The sequence below is a fragment of the Aeromicrobium piscarium genome (assembly GCF_007421815.1).
Classification (GTDB): domain Bacteria; phylum Actinomycetota; class Actinomycetes; order Propionibacteriales; family Nocardioidaceae; genus Aeromicrobium; species Aeromicrobium piscarium.
This window is the reverse complement of sequence record NZ_VLNT01000007.1, coordinates 121069-142368: the sequence shown is the minus strand read 5'-3', so window position 1 is coordinate 142368 and position 21300 is coordinate 121069. Positions and strand designations below refer to the sequence as shown.

Here is a 21300-nt window from a genome sequence, read left to right as displayed (position 1 = left end):
CGCCCGGGGCCGCGAGAAGGAGATCACCAGATGAACACCGCACTGACCCCTGCCGAGGAGCCCTCGCCCTACGGCGGCGGACCCACCACCGACCCATCGGTCAAGAAGGTGCGCACGCACCATCTTCAGAAGTGGAAGGCCGAAGGACATCGCTGGGCGATGCTGACCGCGTACGACCAAGGCGCGGCGAGTGTCTTCGACGAGGCCGGCATCCCCGTGCTCCTCGTCGGCGACTCGGCGTCCAACAATGTCTTCGCCAATCCGACGTCCTTGCCGGTCACGGTCGACGAGCTGATCCCGCTCGCCCGTGCCGTGGCACGGTCCGCGCCGCGTGCGCTCGTCGTCGGAGATCTGCCCTTCGGATCCTTCCAGCGCTCACCCGAGCAGGCCTATGACACCGCGGTCCGGTTCTTGAAGGAGGCCGGCGTGCAGGCGGTCAAGCTCGAGGGGGGTGCGGAGATGGCGCCCCAGATCTCCAAGCTGACCGAGGGGGGCGTGCCGGTGATGGCCCACATCGGGTTCACGCCGCAGTCCGAGCACGCCCTCGGCGGCTACCGGGTCCAGGGACGCGGGGAGGCGGCCGAACGACTGCTCGCCGACGCCCACGCCGTGCAGGAGGCCGGCGCCTTCTCGGTGGTCATGGAGATGGTGCCCGCCCCGATCGCCCAACAGGTCACCGCCGAGCTCACGATCCCGACGATCGGCATCGGCGCCGGAGCGGGCTGCGATGCGCAGGTCCTCGTCTGGCAGGACGCGATGGGCCTCAACACGGGGCGTGCGCCGCGATTCGTCAAGAAGTACGCGGATCTGCACGGTGTGATGCTCGAGGCCGCGCGTGAGTACGCGGACGATGTCGCCAGCGGCACGTTCCCGGCCGCCGAGCACTCCTTCGACAGCTGACAGAGGCTCCGGTTCACCTTTTGCCGGGTTGTGGCCCCGCGGCGACGCGACCAGGGGCCACAGCCCGGCGAAAGTCGCGCCCGGAGGGCCCTCGGGGTCAGTCGTCCTCGGGATCGTTCCAGACCGGGTCGTTGTCCCATTCCTCGTTACGGGCCTCGGCGGTCTCGAGGGCGCGCTCGGCCTCTTCTCGCGTGTCATAGGGGCCGAGCCGGTCGATCGCGCGGCAGCCGTCCTCGCCCTCGACCCGATGGTGCTTGACGCAGTAGTAGTACTGGGGCTTCACGTCGTTCATGGGCTCATCGTGCCGCATCGTCGCTGCGGTCGCCGGACGAGGAGTCGAGTCGCTCGCGCAGACGGTGGACCTCGTCGCGGAGCTCGGTGATGGCCACCGTCGTCTCATCGGGCTCGTCGCCGCGCTGGTGGTCCAAGGCCTCCACAGCGACGGCGATGAACAGGTTCAACACCACATACGCGGTGATCAGCAGATAGCCGATGAAGAAGAGCCAGGCCCAGGGGTACACCTCGACCACCGGACCGATCACCACGGTCCAGTTGTCGACGGTCATGATCTGGAACATCGAGACGAGGGCCCGCGGTAGCGACCCGAAGGCCTCGGGAGCCACCCCGCCGAACATCTGCGTCGCCATCACCGCCGCGATGTAGAGGATCATGATCAGCAGCGTCCCGACCGACAGCATGCCCGGGATGGTGGCGATGAGGGCGCCGACGACGCGTCGCATGGATCGCACGGTCGACAGCAGCCGCAGAACCCGGAGGACCCGCAGCACGCGCAGGACGCCGAAGGCCCCGGAGTCCGGGATCAGCGCTATCGCCACGACGAAGAGGTCGAACAGGCTCCACGGATCGCGGAAGAAGTCAGCCCGGTGGGCGAAGATCCGCAGGCCGATCTCGACGACGAAGACCCCGACCGTCAGCCAGGCGACGCTGTCGACGATGCCGCCCCAACGCTCCATGATCTCCGGTGAGGTCTCCAGGCCCAGAGCGGCGGCGTTCAGGACGATCAGCACGACGATCACGCGCTGGAAGGCACCGGAGTCGACGAGGCGGCGGACCCGCTCACGGGCGGTGAGAGCGTCGGCCTGCGGCATACGGGACCTTTCGTCGGCGATCGCGGACCATTCTCGCCGATGACGTGCCCGATAGGATCGCCCGGTGCTCGCTCCCTCGATCCTGCCCGGACATGTCTCGCCTCAGCGGCCGGTCCCCTCGTCCATCGACCTGCCTGAATACGTCGGCCAGGCCGCGCCGCTCCCCTATCGCGGGCCCTCGGTGCGCGATGCCGAGATGATCGAGGCCATGCGCGTCGCGGGAAGGATCGCCGCACAGGCCCTCGACGCGGTCGAGGTCGCGATCGCGCCGGGCGTGACCACCGACGAGCTGGATCGCGTCGGCCACGAGTTCCTGCTCGACCACAGCGCCTACCCGTCGACCCTCGGCTACCGCGGCTATCCCAAGAGCCTGTGCAGCAGCATCAACGAGGTGATCTGCCACGGGATCCCCGACGACCGGCCACTCGCCGACGGCGACATCGTCAATATCGACATCACGGCCTATATCGGCGGCGTCCACGGCGACACCAACAAGACCTACCTCGTCGGGGAGGTCGACGAGGAGTCGCGACTGCTGGTGGAGCGCACGCGAGAGTCGCTGCGACGCGCGATCAACGCGGTGCGCCCGGGTCGTCAGCTGAACGTGATCGGCCGCGTGATCGAGGCGTACGCGCGCCGCTTCGGGTACGGCGTCGTGCGTGACTTCACCGGGCACGGAGTGGGACCGGCCTTCCACGACGGGCTCATCGTGCCGCACTACGACGATCCGAGCGCCGACACCCTGATCGTCCCCGGCATGACGTTCACGATCGAGCCGATGCTGACGCTCGGGACCATCGAGTGGGACCTCTGGGACGACGGGTGGACCGCGGTCACCCGCGACCACCGCCGCACCGCCCAGTTCGAGCACACCCTCCTCGTCACCGACGACGGCGCGGAGGTCCTCACCCTGCCCTGACCCGGCCAGAACCGAGATGTGCTCCCCATTCGTCACCCGGGCTAGGCGTGGGTTGACGATCGGGGAGCACATCTCGGTCCAAGGCGAGGGATCTCCTACGGGACGTAGTTGAAGGTGTCCGGATCGGGGCCTACGCGACGGTCCTCGTTCAGGGCCGAGATGGAGGCCATATCGGCATCGGAGAGCTCGAAGCCGAACAGGTCGAAGTTCTGTGCGACCCGCTCGGGCGAGGACGCCTTCGGGAACACGATGTCGCCGCGCTGGATCGCCCAACGGAGCACGACCTGCGCGGGCGCCCGACCGATGCTCTCGGCGATGGCGTTGATCGCCTCGTTCTCGAAGACCTGACCCTGCGCGAGCGGCGACCACGCCTCCGTGGCGACCTCGTGCTCGGCGTTGACGGCCCGCAGGTCGTCCTGCGTGAGGAAGGGGTGCACCTCGATCTGGTTGACCGCCGGGATGATCGTGGTCTCGCCGATCAGCCGGCGAAGATGGTGCGCCTGGAAGTTGGAGACGCCGATGGCGCGCGTCTTGCCCGCGCGGTAAGCCTCCTCCATGGCCTTCCAGGTGTCGACGAAGTCGATGTCGATGCCCGGCAGCGGCCAGTGGATCAGGAAGAGGTCGAGGCGTTCGAGGCCCAGCTTCTCCAGCGACTCGTCCAGCGAGGCGTGCACGCGATCAGGCTCGTGATTGTTGTTATTGAGCTTGCTGGTCACGAAGACATCGTCGCGGGCCAGACCGGATGCGGTGACGGCCTCGCCGACGCCCTCCTCGTTGCCGTACATCTGTGCGGTGTCGATGTGGCGGTAGCCGGCCTCGAAGGCATCGAGCACGCGGGCCTTGGTGTCCTCGGGCGGGACCTGATAGGTGCCGAATCCGAGCTGGGGGATCTCGACCCCGTTGTTGAGCGTGATGGTGGGTACAGAAGCCATGTCTGCGACGCTAGCTCGCGCCGCGGCAGACGGCACGGTGGCCGGTGGTGACCTTTCTCGCGGCATCGCGCGGGAATAGGTCAGCCGCGGTGCCTGATGATCCGACGCTCGATCGCCACGGAGACCGCTGCGGCTCGGCTGTCGACCCCGAGCTTCGTGTAGAGGTGCGCGAGGTGGGACTTGACCGTGGCCTCGGAGATGAAGAGCGCGCGGGCGAGATCACGATTGGACGATCCGCGCGCGAGGAGCTCCAGCACCTCGACCTCACGTTCGGTGACGGCTCCCTCGGGGGCCGTGGACCGGCGCACCAAGGTGGCTGCCGCTTGCGCCGCCAGCACCGGTTCGCCGCGCGCCGTGCGCCTGATCGCCGAGAACAGCTCGTCGGCAGGGACGTCCTTGAGCAGATAGCCGCGGGCTCCCGCGTCGAGCGAGCGGACGACATCGGCCTCGGTGTCGTAGGTCGTGAGGATCAGCACCTCGGGTGCGGGCACGCGAGCGCGTACGGCGCGCGTCAGCTCGATGCCGTCGTCCCCAGCCCCGAGGTTGAGGTCGACGACCACGACATCGGGTGCGGCGGTGTCGATCAGACGTATCGCCGATGATGCATCGCCCGCCTCACCGACGACCGAGAGCCCCGGTTCGCCGTCGAGCAGCGCCCGCACTCCGGCCCGGACCACGGGATGGTCGTCGACGAGCACGATCCGGATCATGCGTCCTCCTCGAGCGGCAGGTGCAGGCTCACCGTGGTGCCCTCGCCGACGGTGGACTCGATCATGACCTCACCGCCGCCTTCTTCAGCCCGGGATCGCAGGCCGCCGAGGCCGCGGCCGCGCTCCCCCGCCGACCCGACGCCTGCGGGATCGAAGCCGCGCCCGTCGTCGTGCACGTCCAGGGTGAGCCGGCCGGGGTGGAAGACCAGCGTCACGACGATCCTCGACGCCCGCGCGTGTTCGACGCTGTTGGCGACGGCGCCCCGCACGGTGGCGAGCACCGTGTGGACGACGCCTGGCGCCAGCGACTCGCGGTCGCCGTCGACCCGCAGCTCGACCTCGATCTCCGGGGGCGCGTCGCGGCGCAGCAGTGCGTCGATCGCGCCGACCAGCTGCTCGCCCGTGTGGATAGCGGCTGGTGCGAGGTCGCCGATCACGCGCCGCACCTCGACGAGCTCGTGCCGCGCACTGCCCTCGGCCATCGTGACGTTCTCGCGGGCACGATCCGGGTCGCTCTCCCAGGACCGGCGTGCCGCGTCGAGCAGCAACACGATGCTGGAGAGGCCCTGTCCCACCGAGTCGTGGATCTCGCGCGCCAGGCGGGTGCGCTCGCGCAACGCTCCGACGGTGCGTTGCTCGGCGACCAGGAGCTCCTGCGCCGCGGTGAGCTCGTCGAGGAGCGACTGTCGGCGTTCGGACTCACGCTGCAGCCCGTGATATGCGGCGACGGCGATGCCCGCGAGGCCCAGCGGTCCGACGATCAGCGTGGGGTCGAAACGGTCGCTCAAACGCGATCCGGCGATGACGACGACGAGGGCCATCGCCAGGACCACCGCGCCGCCCGACGGTTGCGGCAGTGACCGCAAGACGATGAACGCCAGGGGCACGGCGACCCAGGCGAAGGAGGGGGCAGCGAAGGTCAGGCCCGCCCAGAGGGCCACGACGACCATGGCGAAGGCCGCGTCGACGGCAGGCCGGCGGGGATGACGCGCGGCCCACCACACCACCGCGATGGTGAGCACGACCGCGGCAGCCAGCACCGGGCCGGGATCGTGGCGATCGATGTACCGGACGGTGGCGGCGAGGACGAAGACGGCGGTGACGCCTGCGAGCCACCGGTCGAGGCCGCCGACGGCACCGAGCACACCGCGTCGCACCTGGTCCATGGGAGCCGAGATTACGCGGAGGCGGCGCGCTCGGCATCATCCCTTCGGCTATCGCGCGATGGCCGAGCGACGGTGCTGCGCCGCTGGATACCGCGAGAGGCTTGGCCCATGAGGTCATCGGTCTCCTTCCCGCTCGTCACGCTGGCGCTGGGTGCGCTGCTCGCCGCCTGTGCGGACACGACGCCGGCCGCCGTTCCGCCGGCTGAGACGATTCCTTCCGTGAGCACGGCACCCGCCGAAGAGCTGTCCCAGGAGGACCTCGATACCGCGTTGATCGAGGCCACCTGGGCGAACGACGTGCCCGCGGTCACCGATCTGATCGAGCGCGGGGCGGACGTCGACCACCAGGACGAGACACAGCAGTCGTCCTTCCTGATCGCGGCGAGTGAGGGCCATCTCGACATCCTGCGGCTCGCCCTCGACGCCGGGGCCGATGTCACGGCACTGGACTCCTTCGAGGGCACTGCGCTGATCCGGGCCGCCGAGCGCGGTCATGCGAACGTGGTGGGTGATCTGGTACGGACCGGTGTCGACCTCGATCACGTCAACAATCTGGGCTATCAGGCCATCCACGAGGCGGCGTGGCTCGGGCGTGACGATGCGGACTACGCGACGACCGTACGAGTGCTGATCGCCGCTGGGGCGACAGCGGACCGTCGCTCGGATCGCCAGGGTCTCACGCCGACGCAGCTGGCCGGGCAGCGCGGCTTCACCGGCCTCGTGGGCGTCTTCGAGGCCACGACGGCGCCTGTCGCGGAGGGTGATGCGAATGCGACCCTGTTGCGCGCGGCTGCCGATGGCGATGCGGATCTCGTCGCTCGGGCGCTCCGCGCGGGAGCGGACATCGATGCGCGGGGCGAGGATGGCCGCACGGCGTTGCTGCACGCCTCGATCGGCGACCACGTGGCTGCCGCGCGAGTGCTGGTGGCGCTCGGCGCCGATCCCGATGTGCTCGACGACCGTCACGACACGGCCTGGCTCCTCACCGGGGTGACGGGGAGTGTCGCGATGCTCGAGACACTGTTGCCGGCGGAACCGGATCTCACCATCGTCAACCGCTTCGGCGGCGTCTCGGTGATCCCGGCGAGCGAGCGCGGACATGTGGACTACGTCCGTCGTGTGGTGCAGACGGGGATCGATGTCGATCACGTGAATCAGTTGGGGTGGACGGCCCTGCTGGAGGCAGTGATCCTCGGGGACGGCGGCGAGGCTCACCAGCGGATCGTCGACATTCTGCTGGAGGCCGGTGCCGATCCGTCGATCACCGACAACGACGGGATGACGGCACTGGCACATGCCGAGCAGCGCGGCTACGACCAGATCGCGACATCACTGCGGTCAGTCACGGCGGGCTGACCTACCCGGTGGGCGCTGGCGCGATGGTCGAGATCTGGGCAGCCCTCCCCGCGAGGCCAGGACCACTCGGGTCGGGCACGGGCGTGCCGCTCACCGGAGGCGTCAGGCGCGACGGGGCCGGACGGACGATGTGCTTTCGTGGTTGCACGAAGGATGTGCCTCCGTGGTAGCTATGACAACCGCCGAAACACATCCTCCGTGCGAGGCAGCCGACGACATCAGGCGAGCTCCGGACAGGTCAGAGCCTAAGGGCGAATGAGCCGACCTATAAGCCGGATATTGATGAGCTTCCGATGACTACCGTTGGTTATCCATGGATAAACCTTCTGACCTGCACAAACATTGATTTCAGGCGTTGGTGAGCATTTGCTGACGCATACCGTTTTGAACCGTTTTGCGGACTGTCTGCGGACAGCTCTGTATCGGAAGCAAGGAGATGGAGACATGGAACGAGCTACACAACATCAGGTCGAGGCAGTTCCTCGCAGTGACGGCTTCGCCGCGTGCTGCGAGTGCGGCGAGATCACATTCGGCGGGTTCGCGTCGAGGTCGGAGGCTCGCGCGGAGTTAGGCGAGTGCCTGACTGCGATGGGCCGCGATGAGTTCGGGCGGTGGGTCGCATGAGCGCCGCGACGATGACCTGCCCATCGTGGTGTGACGATCACTTCCTGTCAGAGCATCCCGAGGATGAGCAGTGCAACGGCGTGATCGAGCTGGGGCCTGGGGGCTACAGGGTCTCGCTGGCTCAGGGAGTCAGGGATGAAGCCCCGGTGGCGTTCCTCGACGCACCGACCGATGACGAGCTGACCGCCGAGGGTCTGCGGGAGCTGGGGCACGCGCTGTTCCGCGCTTCGTTCGTTCTCGACGGGATTGAGCGGGGTGAGACGGCATGAGTCCTCAGTTTCGTGAGGCGGTGAACTGGGCGATCGCGTCGGAGGTCCGCCGCGCGAGGGACGCTCAGGAGGTCACCGAGGATCAGCTCGTCGAGTGGTCCGGTATCGACGCGGGCAACATGGCCGAAGGCCTGGACGGCATTGACGGCTTCACCGTCACCGATCTGGTCGCGATCGAGTCCGCGCTGAACCTGCCCGTCGGGTATCTGATCGAGCAGGCCCTCAACATCGTCCGGACGATCACCCCGGCAGGTGTGGCATGAGCGCGGCGACCGTCACCCAGCGGACCACCTCGGCCACGAAGCGCAAGAAGGTCCACCACTACTACCCCAAGGACGACATTCTGCGGTCGGTCGTTGACGGCGTGAAGATCATGGCCCTATGCGGGGCCCGTGGCCGCATAGTCGCCGATCCTGTCGGGACGGGCCAGGGTGGGACGCCGAACACCTGCCCAAGGTGCGCTGAGCGGTACGAGCTGCTCCGGTCATGACACCTTCCGCGACCCGCTGACCGTTTCGTACGTTTGAGAAGAACGTCACGAGGTTAGCGGGTCGCGGTGGTCAGGCGAGGCGCCTGCCCCACGTGCGGGGCCGGGGTGATCAATTGCGGCAACCGCAATTGATGTCGCGTGCGCGGGGCGGACTTTTTCGTGACACCGCGAAAAAGGTTCTCGCGGTCAGCTCCGCACGCGGACATTGCTGTAACTCGGTGTTCGCTGTTAGCGGAATGGTCCCTCCGTGTGTCATCTGCATTTGAGCGTGCCGGTGTGGTCTGCTCAACGCAAACCAGCGAAAGGAGGTGAGGGAGATGGCTAAGGGTGACATCGATACGTACTACGAAGACGGTACGTGGAAGAGCAGGCGTCAAGGTTCGAGCCGGGCGTTCAGCGCCGGTGGAACGAAGGCCGAGCAGCAGGCGAATGGTCGTGCAGCTGCGAAGCGAGATGAGGTCGAGCACTTCATCAAGAAGAAGGACGGCACGATCGGCGCGAAGAACTCCTACGGGAACGATCCGCGCAACGTCAAGGGCTGAGCCCTGACGTGACGAGACCCCGAGGTAAGGGGAAATACCTCGGGGTCTCGTTCATTCTGCGATGACCATTCGCGGCTCGTCCTACGTGACGAGTGGAGGGATCAGTTCAGGGCGTAACGCCGCGCGCGTTCGCGTCCTGGCAGACGGTGGAATCAGGTGATGGGAAGCACGCCGCGCGAAGGTCCAGCGCTCCGATGACGGCGTGCTCGGTCAGGCCGAGGGCTCCGGGGTGTTCATCTAACGCGGAAAGCCATTCGTCTACGCCGGAGCATTCATCGAGCGAGGTTCTGATCAAGGTATCGGCCCGATCGCTGTCGGGCTCATCCGCCGCGGCTTGCATCGCGACCAAGCACGAGGCAGAAGGCGTGACACGTTGTCCCTCGATCCCCTCCCAAGCAGAATCTGGCTCAGCGGGCGTCGAGGGTGTCTGCTGAGTATCGGAGTCGGCTTCCCGCTCGTCTGTGCCGCAGCCGGCAACCAGCAGCATAGTGACGAGGCTCAGCGCTGCGGCACGGATCACCCTGGGATCGTACCTAACACTGCCGTCGCACGTACTTCATTTGGGTCAAGTGCGGGGAGTCCGTTGCAAAAAAATGCCGTGTGTGTAGGAGGACTGACGGCGGCAGTCGAACCGGGGTCCGCTCCAGTGATCGGAACCCCCACTACCCCTCGGGTCGCGGTCAGGAACGAAGTGGCAGGGCCGCCGACCTGACTCGTAGCGAGTCCAGGTCGGCGGCCCCATCGTTGCGGTGCTGGTCGAGTCACTGCGGGGACTGGAAGGGTCCGCTATCGGCCATCGCTCCCTACCACCGAGAGAAGGTCAAAAGGATCGGCTGAGGGTGACGTTGACACCGCGTGTCCCTCAGTCGTCGCTGAGGGTGATCTGAACGACGCCAGCGGGCTGATAGACCGCGACTCCGAAGCGCCCCTCGTTGCGGAACCGGATCTGGTTGCGCAAGAAGTCCTCGCCAACAGTGCCAGCCTCGAACTTCACTCCGGTCGAGTCGTAGTCGACCGAGACGACTTGCGTGTCCAGTGCAACTCCGGTGCCCTGGGGCAGGCGGGTGGAGAGGGTGACCTGGGTGCCCCACACGGTGCGGGCTGCCCGGTCCACCGGGCCACCGAGGTCGAAGGACCCGGAGCTGTTGCGGGCGGTTTCGATCGCCTCCCAGTCAAGCGGGTTGAGCACGAAGGCATTGGCGTTGAAGCCCAGCACCTCGATCTTGGTCGCCGCCGCGCGCAGCGTCGTCAGGGCATCAGCGGCCGGGGTCTGGACCTGAATGCCGGAGGTCTGCAGCAGGCCCGTCAGATGGCCGGCGCTGCCGTCGCCGTTGAGTACCTCGTCCTCGACGGCGACCTGCAGGCCGTAGAGCATCTCGGCCTGCAGGAAGTTGCTCAGTGTCGAGACGTCGCTGAGCAGATACTGGTCGATCGGCTCGGACATGTGGGCGAAGACCTGCAGCGAACCCTGCTTGGGTCCGGCACTGTAGATGCTGGTCGGCTTGGCTTCACCCGCCGGGACAATGGCCGCTTGGTTATCGCGGCCGACCTGCTGCATGTACACGTACTGGGCAGCTTCACGGCGGACACCGGGCAGCAGCTCCAGGAATGTCAGAGGCAGGCGGGGGTCGTTGTGGATATCGAGGCTGATGCTGGCGGCACCAGGATCAAGCTCAACCGAGGCTCCGGTCAACAGTGCCTTGCGGCCGTCACCCAAAGCGGAGCGGTCCAGCATTCGTTCGGCGACGTTCGCTGCGTGCGACTTAGCGCCGCGACCGAACAAGCGGAAGGCATCGCTGGTCGATTCATCGTTGCCGAGCGCACCGATCGCGTCGAACAGCGCGGACGAGTCCTTGGCCTTCTTCTTCGCGGCGATGATGGCAGGATCGATCTCGCCGCGCACGAGGTCGTGTACCTCATCGACCTGCTTGATCTCGCTCGCGGTGAGATCGCGGTTCTCGGCCTTGGCTCGGTCGATGACTGCCTGGCCCTTGAGAAGCACCTGCGAGCGCTGTGCTTCGAGTGACGTGATGGTGCTCATGAGAGTTCTCCTATGGAGTCTGCGCCCGTAGGCGGAGTTCGATGTCGGCCAGTGCGCTTCGATCACGGACGGATTGGCTACCGCTGGCGTCTGCTGCATCTGGCGAGGTCAGAAGGCGGACGGATTGGCTACCGCTGGCCGTACCTCTGACGTTGACTCGATCCTCGACTCTCGTTCCTCGGAACTTGGCCTCGCGGCTCCTCGTCCCTTGATAAGGGTCTTGTCTCATCGACGCTGCCTTCATCATCCCACCAATCGCTGGCGAAGTCACTGCCACCACACCCGCACGTCGTAGTGGTCGGCGACGGCCGGGGACATCCACGTGTACTCGGTCGGGTCACCGTCCTCGTCGGTCGCTGTGACCACCAGTACCCTGCCTTCGCCAGAGGTACCGATGATGCGCTCTGTTGGATCGTCGGCCGGTGTTGTAGCCGAGCGCAGCCACCCTGCGGCGCTCACTGGTCGGCCTCCTCGTCGCCAACCTGCGCGGCCAGCGAGGCGCGCAACTGCTCAACGGCATCCGGCAAGCACTTGTCGGTCAGCTCGGCAGTGAACCCGGTCAGCGCGAACAGCAGGCCGGGCACGCCGGCGGGTTCGTCCATGACCTCCTCCAGGACATAGTCCAGCGCGAGCTTGTCGCCTGTCAGCCAAGCCAACAGCACGCGCAAGCTCCGCGTGTGGTCAACGGGCCTGACGTTGGCAGTCAGTCTTTCGGTCATGCGTCGTCTCCTTGCTTCCTGTGATGTGTGGGTATCTGAGGGCCGAGAATCGCTCGCGATGCCTTGCCCTCATCGACGAGCATTCGAGCGAGTTGCTGGAACGTCACCTCAACGAACTCGTGACGCTCCCGGCCAATCCGGCGACTGTTCGCCCGGAACCGCTTACGCCGCTCACGGCTGCGGGTGTGTGAACGCGCGGTCATGATGGTTCTCCCGTCTTCCTCGTCCTCTTTGTGCGATCCCCCTGTGTGATCCCGGCCCAGACCCCGGCCAGCTCGCCGTGATGTTCGATGTAGCCCGCGCAGCTCGTGATCACCGGGCACTGCATGCACCGCCACGCCGCCGCTTCCTGTTCCTCGGCGTCATCGGACAGCCACCATCCCGAGGACGAGGCCACGCAGGGCACGACTTCGCCCTTGTCGTCAGCTCGGCCGATCGCGACGTACAGCTCAGCCAGTGCTTCCGCCCGTGCCGGGGTCGTCCGGTAGTTGGGGACTGTCACCGCTTAGTCACCCCTTCGAGCCGGTGGGTGCAGTCCGGGCAACAGGCAGAGTCACCACCGAGCTGAGCCCGGTAGCAGCAGACGAGCCCGATGGCGCAGCGCCGGCAGTCCGTCAGCAATACGGTCATGACGCGTCGCCTCCCTCGCCGCGCAGTGGCACGACGTTCGAGTTCTCACCGAATCCGGCCACCAGCTCGTCGAGGACGTCCGGCTCCGAAGGGTGCGAAGGGTGCGAACTCTCAGGCTCTGCACTCTTCGCACTCTTCGTGCACCCTTCGGGCGGTTCGGCAGTAGAAGGTGACACCGAAGGTGCCGAAGATGCCGGGTTCTCGGCCCCTGTAACCTTCGTCATCTTCGTGTCATCTTCGGGCAAGATCGCGTCGGTCAGTTTCCAGACCCAGCCGGCGCTCATCCCCTCCTTGAACGACTTGACCCGCACGCCCCTGGCCCGCCGCAGCGACTGCTGGCTCCATCCGCCGGCATCCTTCCCGGCCTTGAAGACGTCCCTGGACGGTGCCTCACCGCCGCACTCGGTCAGGTAGGCGATTAGCCAGCTGGCTGCATCGCGGCGCTCGTCATGTTCCTCGGGGTCGAGGCGGCTGTCGCGGAGCACGTCTCCGACCGACCTCTCGGACACGCCGGTGAACACGAAGGTGCCGGTCTCGGCCGGACCCTTGGCGGTGGTGATGGTGGTGCCCTCGATCCGGTAACCGAGGCTCGGCAGATCGTCGCGGCCCAGGCTGTTCTTGACCTGGGACATGACCCGGCCACCCTGTTCGTCGGACTCATCACGAGCAAATCCGAACACCGAACGAGGGACGTTCTTGAACGCACCCGACCCGGTGATCAGACTCGCGGCGTCGGCACCAGCGCCCTTGTTGAAGTGAGCGATGCCGAGGACCACCGAGCCGGTCCGGTCAGCGATCTTCGCCAACGGATCGAGCGCGGTCCGCACGTCCCGTTCACGGTGGGTGTCGATCCGGCCACCGATCACGCTCATGAGTGGGTCGATCACCACCAGCGCGATGTCGTGCTCGGCGATGGCGGTCTCGAACAGGCTGTTGTCGCTTGGCAGCGTCAGCACCACCTCGTCCCCGATCTCGGTGACCACATCCAGCCGGCCCACCAACGACAGATCAGCACCAGCAGCCAGCAGCCGCGGCACGAGCGTGTGCCTCCACGAGTCCTCCACCGCGACGTAGAACACCCGTCGAGGCCGACCGGCGAACGAGCCCGGCAACCGGCCGTTGGTGATCTGGGCAGCCAGCCAGATACCGAACGACGACTTGCCAGTCCCCTCACGGCCAGCGGCCACCGACAACGACCCCGCCGGTATCCGGCCCTCGGCGGCATCACGCCAGGCCCATACCACCGGCTCCGGCTCGATCCCATCGGCCCACGTCACCCGCATCTGACGCTGAAGCTCGAAATCCTCGCTCACGCCGCATCGCCACCGGACGGCCGCAACGGCACCACATTGCTGGTACGCCGAACCGGATACCGGCCGGCACGACGAGCAGCAGCCTTCGACCAGTACTCGCGGTGCGCAGCCACGGCAGCCTGGTAGTCCTCGTCCTCGGCGACCTTGGCGGCTTTGCTGGCGGCGTACAGCTCGGTGAAGAAGCGACCGGCGATGACGTCGGGCTGACCCTCGGAGAACCAGGCCTCGGCAGCGATCGCCATCGCGGCCTCACGACGAGGATCGTCGGCGGGCAACAGCACCCACTCCGCCGAACCGTACTTCGGGATCGGACCGCGACCCGCGTTAATCTTCGCGAGGGCGAACGACTTACGCTGAACATCGGTATCGTTGACCGTGAAGCCACCGTCTCCGAGCTTCTTCGCCGCCCCAGATTCGCCCCTGGGGCGGCTTTTCACTTCAGTGGTCACACGGCACCCGCCTTCGCCTCGGTTATCCAGGCCTCCACGTCAGTGCGCTCGTACAACACACGACGGCCGAGCTTGAACGACGCAGGTCCCTTCCCGACGTGACGCCAGTAGCGAACGGTCTCCGGGGGTTGGCGCACCAGCTCGGCCAACTCCTCTGTGGTGAGGAACTTCGGGAGCGTCATAACTTCTCCTGCCTGAGTAGCGATTATGTTTTGACAACGCTATTCATCGTCCGTCAAGATGTGAAGCATGGCTGAGCCTCACTTTCGCTACTCACTTCGTCCGCCCGACCCCCTCCCCGTTCCGCTACTCCGCGTGAGAGATCCGATCACCTGCCACGCGGATCACATCGACTGGTTCGAGCAACACGGCACCGAGCAGCTAATGGGTGAAACGTCTCGAGAAGCGCCCCGGGAAATGCACCTCCGGGAGGTATTCGACTTCGATGTCGATGACGCCGACCAGCTCGTGTCATTCGTAGAGTCCTACGGCGATCCGAGACACGCCGTCAGCCCCGTCGACCCGTCAGCCCCGCTGGCCGAGAGTCGAATGGATCTTCCGTTTGCGCCCGTGCCAGGTCTCCGGTCCACGCAGGCATCACTGCGGCAGCTTGCACACGGCGTCACGCTCATTCGCCTGCTGGCTGACCATGCCGAGGCTGCGCTACGAGGGGAACCCGTAGGGCCCATTTGGCAGCACGCGGGGGCCTTCGACTTGAGGGACACGGACGAGAGGCTCAACGGCGAGATCCTGGATGCCGATGTTGAGGACGGGGGCTGGCGAGTGTTCTCCGACTTGTTGAATAGGGGGCTCAAAGTGGTGCATCCAGTTGTCGTCCCTGCGGGGACCGACGCACGTCTAGCGATCGCGTCAACGTTCGAAGTGGCCTGCGTCCTGATCTTCAACGACTTGGCCGAGAGTCTCCCCTACAGCTACTGCGCTGACGAGACCTGTGGTCGAAGGTTTAAGCGCCAGATTGGCCGCGCCGCGCAGCGCGAGGGACGACGGGGAGCAAAGTTCTGCAGCCCTCAGCATGCCAGGAACCAGTCCCAGCGCGAACGTCGACGAGCCGCCCGAACCAAAGGAGAGGCAGGCTGATGGCGAGTAAGAGCATTGCAAAACGACCCAACGGCAAGTGGCGCGCCCGCTACCGGGACAACGCCAACAAGGAGCACGCGAAGCATTTCGACCGCAAGGTCGATGCTCAGCGATGGCTCGACGAAGTTACTACCTCGATCGTCACCGGGCAGTACGTCAACCCGAACGCCGGCAAGACCACGTTGAGGGAGTACGCCGAGCAATGGCGTCGCGCACAGCCGCACCGCGAGACCACGCGCCAGCGCACCGAGAGCCAGTTCCGCAATCACGTCTATCCGGCCTTCGGTGACGTACCGATCGCCAATATCAAACCGAGTGACGTGCAGGCGTGGGTCCAGCGGCTCGCTACGCCAGATCCCGAGTCCGACCGGAAGAACGGCGGGGCGCTTCAGCCCCGGACGATCGCGGTCGTCCACGGGATGATTCACGGCGTGTTCGCTGCGGCGGTGAGGGATCGCAAGATCGCCTCCAACCCATGCGCTGACACCCGCTTGCCGAAGCCGGAGAAGTCCAAGGTCATCCCGATGACGATGGATCAGCTCGACCGGCTCACCGAGGCGATGCCCGAGCACCTCAAGGCGCTCGTCACCCTCACGGCCGGAACCGGGCTGCGGCAGGGCGAGACGTTCGGCCTCACCATCGATCGCATCGACTTCCTGCGTCGCACGGTCACCGTCAACCGCCAGCTCCAGTATCTCGAAGCGGGGCCGAAGCTGGTCCGACCGAAGACGGACGCGAGCGTGCGCGACGTCCCGCTCCCCCAGGTCGTTGTCGACGCGCTGGCTGCTCACGTTGCCGCGCACGGCACCGCCGACCTCGATGGCGAACAGCTCGTGTTCAGCGCCCCGGAGGGTGCGCCCTACCGGCGGTCGCGGTTCAGCGATGCGGTCTGGCGGCCAGCAGTCAAGTCCGCCGGCCTCCCCGAGGGCACGCGCTTTCACGACCTGCGACACCTCTACGCCTCACTGCTGATTCGCCACGGCGAGAGCGTCAAGACCGTCCAGGCTCGGCTGGGACACGCGAGTGCCGCCGAGACCCTGGACACCTACAGCCACCTGTGGCCGGACTCCGACGACACGACCCGCGCGGCCGTCGACGCGGCGTTCAGCCACCGAATCGAAGGAGGTGGTGCGACCGAGAAGACTTCGTGACCTTGCTGCGGACTCTCTGCGGACTACTCGCAGGGTCACGAAGAGTTTGCGCAGGTCAGAGGCCGTGGGGCGAATGAGCCGGCCTATAAGCCGGATTCTGTCCTCGCCCGGAGGCGAGGGGCGACCATCCATCTGGGACGCGCATCACTGCGCGCCTCGGTGCAACCTACCCGCTGACATCGGACGGGCCGCCCGTCAGCGCAGGCCCGAAGGCCCTCTTGGTCTTGCTCCCGGTGGGGTTTACCGAGCCACGACGGTCGCCCGCCGCGCTGGTGAGCTCTTACCTCACCGTTTCACCCTTACCCGCACCCCTGTCATCGACAGGGGCCGCTGGCGGTCTGCTCTCTGTGGCACTGTCCCGCACGTCGCCGTGGGTGGCCGTTAGCCACCACCGTGCCCTGCGGAGTCCGGACTTTCCTCGACATCGTCACCGATGCCGCGGCCGCCCGGCCGGCTCATTCGCGAGTCCGATCGTACTCGTGCGACCCAGATCACGGTGCACCGCGGCCCGCCGCCCTGATAACGTGGCGATTCGAAAGGGAGTAGTCCCCAATCGCTGCGTCGACATACTGAACGGCTCCGGCCGGTCCGGTGCAGCGGGCCAGGTCACTGGCGGACGAGACTTTCGACCGGATCGTTGTATTCACGAGTCCGGTCGAGGACTCGTCGAACGCGGCTCTTCGTCCGGACCCGGACGAGGAGCTTTTTTCATGTGGGAAGCACTGGTGCTCAGCACCGTGGTGATCTTCGTGGCCGAGTTGGGCGACAAGAGCCAGCTGATGGCCATGACCTTCGCCTCCCGGTACCGTGCGCGCGATGTGCTCATCGGCATCACCGCCGCCACCGCGATCGTGCACCTGGCATCGGTGGGCATCGGCTACTGGGTCGGTGAGGCGTTCTCGGACTATCAAGGCTGGATCTCGATCGCCGCGGGCGTCGCCTTCATCGCCTTCGCGCTCTGGACTCTGCGCGGTGACGAGCTGACCGAGGACGAGGCCGACAAGGCGCGCAAGAGCACCGGCAAAGCGCTCGTCGCCGTCGGTGTCGCCTTCTTCCTCGCCGAGCTCGGGGACAAGACGATGCTCGCCACCATCACGCTGGCCGTGCGCGAGGACTGGTTCGGGGTGTGGATCGGCAGCACGGTCGGGATGGTCGCGGCCGATGCCCTGGCCATCGTCGTCGGCTTCCTGCTCGGCAAGCGCCTGCCGGAGAAGTTCATCAAGTACGGTGCGGCGGCCGCCTTCGCGATCTTCGCCGTGATCCTGATCATCGAGGGTGTCCGAACCGTCTGACACCCTCCGGGAGCGGTACCTGGTCAACCTCTCGCCCTGAGTGGCGGTAGACCATCAACCTCATCGAGCCTCGATGACGTTGATGGTCTACCCCCACCGGGGACGTGAGGTTGACCAGGTACCGCCACCGGGGACGTGAGGTTGATGGCCTACCGCCACCAGGTGGGCCGGCTGCGCGCATCGGTAGGCTCGCAGGGTGCTGATCCTCCTTCCGCCATCCGAGGGCAAGACCCGCCCGGCCGACGGCGCACCCCTGGATCTGACCGCGCTCTCCCTGCCGCAGCTGAACCGGCAGCGCGAGCAACTGCTCAAGGCGCTGGTGAGACTCTGCTCCGGCCGCGAGCAGCGGGCGATGGAAGTGCTCGGGCTGGGTGCGACTCAGGCCGAGGCCGTAGCCCGTAACTCCGCCCTGCTCGAGGAGCCGACGGCTCGGGCCGACACCGTCTACACCGGCGTGCTGTTCGAGCATCTCGACCCCGCCTCCTTCACCGACGACGAGCGTTCCCGAGCCGATCAGACCCTCGCGATCACCTCGGCCCTCTTCGGCCTCGTCCGCCCCGGCGACCCGATCCCCGCCTATCGGCTCTCCGCCGGGGTCTCGCTCCCCCGGCTCGGCACCGTCGCCTCACGGTGGAAGCCGCTCCTCCCCACCGCGATCGAGGAGCTCGCCGACGGCCACCTCGTGGTCGACCTGCGGTCGGGAGGCTACGTGAACCTCGGCAAGCCACCCGCCGGCGTCACCTCGGCGACGATGCGGGTGCTGCACGAGAAGGACGGCAAGCGCAGCGTCGTCAGCCACTTCAACAAGGCGACCAAGGGGCGCGTGGTCCGTCGCCTGCTCAGCGAAGATATCGATGCCAAGCATCCCGACGATCTGGCGGACGCGCTCCGCGACCTCGGATGGACGGTCGAGCTCGACGGCTCCCGACTGGATCTCGTCGTCGCCGAGCTCTGACCGTCAGGGCACCGCGTTGAAGGCCCGCAGGCTCGCGTTGCCGTCCCGCCACCAGGCCACCGTGCTGATCGACGCGGGCGCCAGCTCCATCGCGTAGACCGACCTGATCGGGGCGCCCAGGGCCCGGGCGACGAGCAGCTTGATCGGGCTGACATGGGTCACCACGACGACGGTCTGCCCCGCGAACCGGGACACCAGTCGCTCCCTCGCGCGCTCGACCCGGGTCGCGACCTCCTCGAAGGACTCGCCGCCGGGCGGGGCGATGTCGGTCGACGCCAGCCACGCCGTCAGCTCCGCAGGCCACCTCTCGCGGATCTCACCGAAGGTGAACCCGTCCCAGTCGCCGAAGGACGTCTCCATCAGGTCCTCTTCGACCAGCGCCCGCACCCCGAACCGCCCGGCCACATGCTCGGCAGTCTGACGGGTGCGTCGCAGCGGCGACGTCACCACAGCATCGACCTCACCCCTGGCGGCCAGCCAGTCGGCGGCGCGCACGGCCTGCTCGTGACCGGCCGCGGTGAGCTCCGGGTCCTCGCCTCCGCTACCGCTGAATGCCTTGCGCTCGGTGAGACCGGTGACGCCGTGGCGTACGAGGATCAGGGTGGTGGCCTCGTTCGACGGCGCACTCCAGCCCCGAGCCGGCGCGCTCCGGCCGGCGGTGTCGCCGGCCGGCGTCACAGCCCGGACTCGGACGTACGGACCAGGATGCGACTGCACTCGGGGCAGCGCAGCACCTCATCGTCCGGTGCCTGCGACAGCTCGCGCAGGTCGGCGCCGTTGAGCTCCAGCCGGCACCCTTCGCAGCGCTTGGCGCGGAGCAACGCGGCACCGACCCCGCCCTGGTTGGCCCGCAGCTTCTCGTACAGCGCGAGGAGATCATCGGGAACCCGCGCCGCGAGCGCGCCGCGCCCCGCCTCGGCATCCGACAGCTCGGCGTCGATCTCACCGAGGGCGGTGTCGCGGCGAGCGGCGACCTCATCGTGTTGAACGCGAAGCTCCTCCAGTGCCTTGACGACCTCGTCGAGCTGACCTTGGGCTTCCTCGAGCGCCTCCATCACCTCGAGCTCGGCATCCTCGAGGGTGCCGATGCGACGATCGAGTGCGACGATCTCGTGCTGCAGGCCCTCGAGATCCTTCGGATTGGTGACGGCGCCGGAGTTCAGCCGCTCCTCATTGCGGGCACGGCGGGTCTTGACGAGTTCCACGTCCTGGTCGGCCTGCTTCTGCTCGCGTTCGAGATCGGAGACTCGCGTGGAGGCCTCGATTCGACGGCCGTCGAGGGTCGCGACCTCCGCATCGAGCTCGCCGATGCGCGCGTTCTCGGGCAGCGAGACACGTCGGTGGTTCAACTGGGCGATGACAGAGTCCTTCGCCTGCAGATCGAGCAGGGTCTGCTGGGCGGACGGTTCAGCTTTCAGCGTAGGCTCCTCAGCTCAGCGTGGCGGACCACGGATCAGTCACGATGGTCGAGACGTGGGTCTCCACCGTACCGCCCAAACGGGCTCGGACCTCGCGCGCGGCCACCGGCAGCCAGGTCCATTCCGCTGCCCAGTGCGGCACGTCGACCACCGCACACGCTCCGGGACGTTCGCGATGCTCACTCACCGGGTGATGGCGCAGGTCCGAGGTGACGTAGACATCGGCGCCCGCGGCGTCCGCCCGCGCCAGCAGGAAGTCGCCCGACCCGCCGCACAGGGCGACCGTGCGCACCTCTCGATCGAGCTCGCCGGCGATGCGCGTCGCCCCCGAGTGGTGCGGGAGCGAGGCCTTGACGTTCTCGGCGAACGCCCACAGGCTCATCGGCTCGTCGAGGACGCCGATGCGCCCGCTCCCCCGGCCGCTGGGCGACGCGGCCGTCTCGATGAGGTCGTAGGCGACCTCCTCATAGGGATGGGCACGGACCATCGCGCGGCGCACCTGATCGCGCAGCCGTCGCGGGGCGACCATCTCGATGCGGATCTCGTCGACGTATTCGACCGCGCCGACCTCGCCGATCGCCGGGGTCGCGCCGTCGAGCGGCCGGAAGGAGCCGGTGCCGCGTGACTGGAACTGGGCGCGGTCGTAGTCGCCGATATGGCCGGCACCGGCATCGTGCATCGCGGTGGCGACCTCGTCGGCGACGTCGACGGGGGCGAAGACCACCCATTTGTCCGGGCCGGCGTCGAGATCGTCGTCGAGGGGGCGGATGTCGCGCAGGCCGATCGCCTCGGCCATCGACTCGGAGACGCCGAGCGGTGGCGAGTCGGCATTGGTGTGACAGGTGTGCAGGGCGATGCCGTTGCTGAGCAGCGTGTGGATCACGCGACCCTTGGGATCGGTCGCGGCCACGGACGTGGTGCCCTTCAGGTACAGCGGGTGGTGGGTGACGACCAGGTCAGCTCCGACCAGGACCGCCTCGTCGGCGACGGCCTGCACCGGATCGACGGCGAACAGGATCGTGCGGACCTCGGCCTCTGGATCCCCGGCGACGGTGCCGACGGCATCCCAGTCGTCCGCCCAGGACGGATCGTAGAGCTGGTCGAGGACGGCGATGACGTCGAGCAAGGTGGGCACGCAGCCACTCTAAGTGACGTCCGGGCGACCCCCGACTCCGTCCGGCTTTCGCCGGCCTATGGCCCCCTGAACCTCTCTCGAA

General features: G+C 67.2%; 26 protein-coding genes and 1 other RNA gene. 11 read left to right on the top strand and 16 right to left on the bottom strand.

Translation table 11 applies throughout. The features are described from left to right. The first annotated feature begins 30 nt into the window (after positions 1-30). Positions 31-900, top strand: a complete 870-nt coding sequence (gene panB / locus FNM00_RS10665) for a 3-methyl-2-oxobutanoate hydroxymethyltransferase (RefSeq protein WP_143913451.1) — start codon at positions 31-33, stop codon at positions 898-900. Between the two features lie 97 nt (positions 901-997). Here the strand turns inward: panB and FNM00_RS10660 are convergent, their stop codons facing one another. Both FNM00_RS10660 and FNM00_RS10655 read right to left on the bottom strand, forming a co-directional pair. Continuing rightward, positions 998-1192 (bottom strand): hypothetical protein, encoded by a 195-nt coding sequence (locus FNM00_RS10660; protein WP_143913449.1) that lies wholly within the window; start codon positions 1190-1192, stop codon positions 998-1000. Positions 1193-1196: 4 nt separating this feature from the next. Then, positions 1197-2009 carry an ion transporter gene (locus FNM00_RS10655; RefSeq protein ID WP_143913447.1) on the bottom strand — a complete coding sequence of 271 codons (813 nt, stop codon included), beginning with the start codon at positions 2007-2009 and terminating at the stop codon, positions 1197-1199. Between the two features lie 64 nt (positions 2010-2073). Here FNM00_RS10655 and map point away from each other — a divergent pair, with 64 nt between their 5' ends. Beyond that, on the top strand, positions 2074-2928 hold the full coding sequence (gene map / locus FNM00_RS10650; RefSeq protein ID WP_143913445.1) for a type I methionyl aminopeptidase: 855 nt from the start codon (positions 2074-2076) through the stop codon (positions 2926-2928). Between the two features lie 95 nt (positions 2929-3023). Here the strand turns inward: map and FNM00_RS10645 are convergent, their stop codons facing one another. The 3 genes from FNM00_RS10645 to FNM00_RS10635 all read right to left on the bottom strand — a co-directional run bounded on the left by FNM00_RS10645 (position 3024) and on the right by FNM00_RS10635 (position 5736). Then, entirely contained in the window at positions 3024-3860 is an 837-nt protein-coding gene (locus FNM00_RS10645) for an aldo/keto reductase (protein ID WP_143913443.1), read from the bottom strand. Positions 3861-3940: 80 nt separating this feature from the next. Beyond that, positions 3941-4570, bottom strand: a complete 630-nt coding sequence (locus FNM00_RS10640) for a response regulator (RefSeq protein WP_143913441.1) — start codon at positions 4568-4570, stop codon at positions 3941-3943. Further along, positions 4567-5736: a sensor histidine kinase gene (locus FNM00_RS10635; protein ID WP_143913439.1), complete on the bottom strand. Its 1170-nt coding sequence runs from the start codon at positions 5734-5736 to the stop codon at positions 4567-4569. Before FNM00_RS10635 ends, FNM00_RS10640 begins: the two co-directional genes overlap by 4 nt. Before the next feature lie 108 nt (positions 5737-5844). On the opposite strand from FNM00_RS10635, the gene FNM00_RS10630 reads away from it, so the two are divergent. From FNM00_RS10630 to FNM00_RS10610, 5 genes are all read left to right on the top strand, one after another. Next, the gene (locus FNM00_RS10630) at positions 5845-7092 is read left to right on the top strand and encodes an ankyrin repeat domain-containing protein (protein ID WP_143913437.1); all 1248 of its coding nucleotides are present in this window, start codon (positions 5845-5847) and stop codon (positions 7090-7092) included. Between the two features lie 620 nt (positions 7093-7712). Next, a complete protein-coding gene (locus FNM00_RS10625) occupies positions 7713-7985 on the top strand; it encodes a hypothetical protein (RefSeq protein ID WP_143913435.1) in 273 nt (90 codons plus the stop codon). Further along, positions 7982-8248, top strand: coding sequence for an XRE family transcriptional regulator (locus FNM00_RS10620; RefSeq protein ID WP_143913433.1), 267 nt, complete (start codon positions 7982-7984; stop codon positions 8246-8248). The genes FNM00_RS10625 and FNM00_RS10620 overlap by 4 nt, the downstream gene beginning before the upstream one ends. Then, positions 8245-8475, top strand: coding sequence for a DUF3039 domain-containing protein (locus FNM00_RS19545; protein WP_143913431.1), 231 nt, complete (start codon positions 8245-8247; stop codon positions 8473-8475). Before FNM00_RS10620 ends, FNM00_RS19545 begins: the two co-directional genes overlap by 4 nt. 317 nt (positions 8476-8792) lie before the next feature. Continuing rightward, complete coding sequence (locus FNM00_RS10610) at positions 8793-9017, top strand: DUF2188 domain-containing protein (RefSeq protein WP_143913429.1); 225 nt, start codon at positions 8793-8795, stop codon at positions 9015-9017. A gap of 106 nt (positions 9018-9123) precedes the next feature. On the opposite strand, the gene FNM00_RS10605 is transcribed toward FNM00_RS10610, so the two are convergent. The 7 genes from FNM00_RS10605 to FNM00_RS10575 form a co-directional block, all read right to left on the bottom strand. Then, positions 9124-9537, bottom strand: a complete 414-nt coding sequence (locus tag FNM00_RS10605) for a hypothetical protein (RefSeq protein ID WP_143913427.1) — start codon at positions 9535-9537, stop codon at positions 9124-9126. A gap of 342 nt (positions 9538-9879) precedes the next feature. Beyond that, positions 9880-11058, bottom strand: coding sequence for a phage major capsid protein (locus FNM00_RS10600; RefSeq protein ID WP_185973096.1), 1179 nt, complete (start codon positions 11056-11058; stop codon positions 9880-9882). Positions 11059-11513: 455 nt separating this feature from the next. Then, complete coding sequence (locus FNM00_RS10595; protein WP_143913423.1) at positions 11514-11777, bottom strand: hypothetical protein; 264 nt, start codon at positions 11775-11777, stop codon at positions 11514-11516. A 199-nt stretch (positions 11778-11976) separates the two neighbouring features. Continuing rightward, positions 11977-12174: a WhiB family transcriptional regulator gene (locus FNM00_RS19540; protein ID WP_425456808.1), complete on the bottom strand. Its 198-nt coding sequence runs from the start codon at positions 12172-12174 to the stop codon at positions 11977-11979. 229 nt (positions 12175-12403) lie between these two features. Then, entirely contained in the window at positions 12404-13720 is a 1317-nt protein-coding gene (locus FNM00_RS10585; RefSeq protein WP_143913419.1) for an AAA family ATPase, read from the bottom strand. Beyond that, positions 13717-14169 (bottom strand): hypothetical protein, encoded by a 453-nt coding sequence (locus FNM00_RS10580; RefSeq protein ID WP_143913418.1) that lies wholly within the window; start codon positions 14167-14169, stop codon positions 13717-13719. Before FNM00_RS10580 ends, FNM00_RS10585 begins: the two co-directional genes overlap by 4 nt. Continuing rightward, the gene (locus tag FNM00_RS10575) at positions 14166-14351 is read right to left on the bottom strand and encodes a helix-turn-helix domain-containing protein (protein WP_143913416.1); all 186 of its coding nucleotides are present in this window, start codon (positions 14349-14351) and stop codon (positions 14166-14168) included. Before FNM00_RS10575 ends, FNM00_RS10580 begins: the two co-directional genes overlap by 4 nt. 133 nt (positions 14352-14484) lie before the next feature. Between FNM00_RS10575 and FNM00_RS10570 the strand changes: the two genes are divergently transcribed. Together FNM00_RS10570 and FNM00_RS10565 are read left to right on the top strand one after the other, a co-directional pair. After that, positions 14485-15267, top strand: coding sequence for a hypothetical protein (locus tag FNM00_RS10570; RefSeq protein ID WP_143913413.1), 783 nt, complete (start codon positions 14485-14487; stop codon positions 15265-15267). Then, positions 15267-16418: a site-specific integrase gene (locus FNM00_RS10565; RefSeq protein WP_143913412.1), complete on the top strand. Its 1152-nt coding sequence runs from the start codon at positions 15267-15269 to the stop codon at positions 16416-16418. The genes FNM00_RS10570 and FNM00_RS10565 overlap by 1 nt, the downstream gene beginning before the upstream one ends. 70 nt (positions 16419-16488) lie before the next feature. Here the strand turns inward: FNM00_RS10565 and rnpB are convergent. Beyond that, positions 16489-16876: RNase P RNA component class A (gene rnpB, locus FNM00_RS10560), an RNA gene on the bottom strand. A 252-nt stretch (positions 16877-17128) separates the two neighbouring features. Here rnpB and FNM00_RS10555 point away from each other — a divergent pair. After that, a complete protein-coding gene (locus FNM00_RS10555) occupies positions 17129-17710 on the top strand; it encodes a TMEM165/GDT1 family protein (RefSeq protein ID WP_143913409.1) in 582 nt (193 codons plus the stop codon). A 196-nt stretch (positions 17711-17906) separates the two neighbouring features. Continuing rightward, complete coding sequence (locus FNM00_RS10550) at positions 17907-18665, top strand: YaaA family protein (protein WP_143913407.1); 759 nt, start codon at positions 17907-17909, stop codon at positions 18663-18665. A gap of 3 nt (positions 18666-18668) precedes the next feature. On the opposite strand, the gene FNM00_RS10545 is transcribed toward FNM00_RS10550, so the two are convergent. The 3 genes from FNM00_RS10545 to FNM00_RS10535 are packed head-to-tail and all read right to left on the bottom strand — an operon-like array spanning position 18669 to position 21218. Further along, complete coding sequence (locus tag FNM00_RS10545; RefSeq protein ID WP_221933681.1) at positions 18669-19343, bottom strand: histidine phosphatase family protein; 675 nt, start codon at positions 19341-19343, stop codon at positions 18669-18671. Then, positions 19340-20044 carry a zinc ribbon domain-containing protein gene (locus tag FNM00_RS10540; RefSeq protein ID WP_425456807.1) on the bottom strand — a complete coding sequence of 235 codons (705 nt, stop codon included), beginning with the start codon at positions 20042-20044 and terminating at the stop codon, positions 19340-19342. The genes FNM00_RS10545 and FNM00_RS10540 overlap by 4 nt, the downstream gene beginning before the upstream one ends. 49 nt (positions 20045-20093) lie before the next feature. Next, positions 20094-21218, bottom strand: a complete 1125-nt coding sequence (locus FNM00_RS10535; RefSeq protein ID WP_143913401.1) for a Nif3-like dinuclear metal center hexameric protein — start codon at positions 21216-21218, stop codon at positions 20094-20096. Positions 21219-21300 lie beyond the last annotated feature (82 nt).

Excerpts from the sequence above, each read along its gene's own strand:
- FNM00_RS10610 (WP_143913429.1), top strand. The coding sequence starts at position 8,793 with ATGGCTAAGGGTGACATCGATACGTACTACGAAGACGGTACGTGGAAG.
- FNM00_RS19545 (WP_143913431.1), top strand. The coding sequence starts at position 8,245 with ATGAGCGCGGCGACCGTCACCCAGCGGACCACCTCGGCCACGAAGCGC.
- panB (WP_143913451.1), top strand. The coding sequence starts at position 31 with ATGAACACCGCACTGACCCCTGCCGAGGAGCCCTCGCCCTACGGCGGC.
- FNM00_RS10565 (WP_143913412.1), top strand. The coding sequence starts at position 15,267 with ATGGCGAGTAAGAGCATTGCAAAACGACCCAACGGCAAGTGGCGCGCC.
- FNM00_RS10595 (WP_143913423.1), bottom strand. The coding sequence starts at position 11,777 with ATGACCGAAAGACTGACTGCCAACGTCAGGCCCGTTGACCACACGCGG.
- FNM00_RS10575 (WP_143913416.1), bottom strand. The coding sequence starts at position 14,351 with ATGACGCTCCCGAAGTTCCTCACCACAGAGGAGTTGGCCGAGCTGGTG.
- FNM00_RS10620 (WP_143913433.1), top strand. The coding sequence starts at position 7,982 with ATGAGTCCTCAGTTTCGTGAGGCGGTGAACTGGGCGATCGCGTCGGAG.
- FNM00_RS10600 (WP_185973096.1), bottom strand. The coding sequence starts at position 11,058 with ATGAGCACCATCACGTCACTCGAAGCACAGCGCTCGCAGGTGCTTCTC.
- FNM00_RS10660 (WP_143913449.1), bottom strand. The coding sequence starts at position 1,192 with ATGAACGACGTGAAGCCCCAGTACTACTACTGCGTCAAGCACCATCGG.
- FNM00_RS10555 (WP_143913409.1), top strand. The coding sequence starts at position 17,129 with ATGTGGGAAGCACTGGTGCTCAGCACCGTGGTGATCTTCGTGGCCGAG.
- FNM00_RS10640 (WP_143913441.1), bottom strand. The coding sequence starts at position 4,570 with ATGATCCGGATCGTGCTCGTCGACGACCATCCCGTGGTCCGGGCCGGA.
- FNM00_RS10655 (WP_143913447.1), bottom strand. The coding sequence starts at position 2,009 with ATGCCGCAGGCCGACGCTCTCACCGCCCGTGAGCGGGTCCGCCGCCTC.
- FNM00_RS10625 (WP_143913435.1), top strand. The coding sequence starts at position 7,713 with ATGAGCGCCGCGACGATGACCTGCCCATCGTGGTGTGACGATCACTTC.
- FNM00_RS10645 (WP_143913443.1), bottom strand. The coding sequence starts at position 3,860 with ATGGCTTCTGTACCCACCATCACGCTCAACAACGGGGTCGAGATCCCC.
- FNM00_RS10630 (WP_143913437.1), top strand. The coding sequence starts at position 5,845 with ATGAGGTCATCGGTCTCCTTCCCGCTCGTCACGCTGGCGCTGGGTGCG.
- FNM00_RS10635 (WP_143913439.1), bottom strand. The coding sequence starts at position 5,736 with ATGGACCAGGTGCGACGCGGTGTGCTCGGTGCCGTCGGCGGCCTCGAC.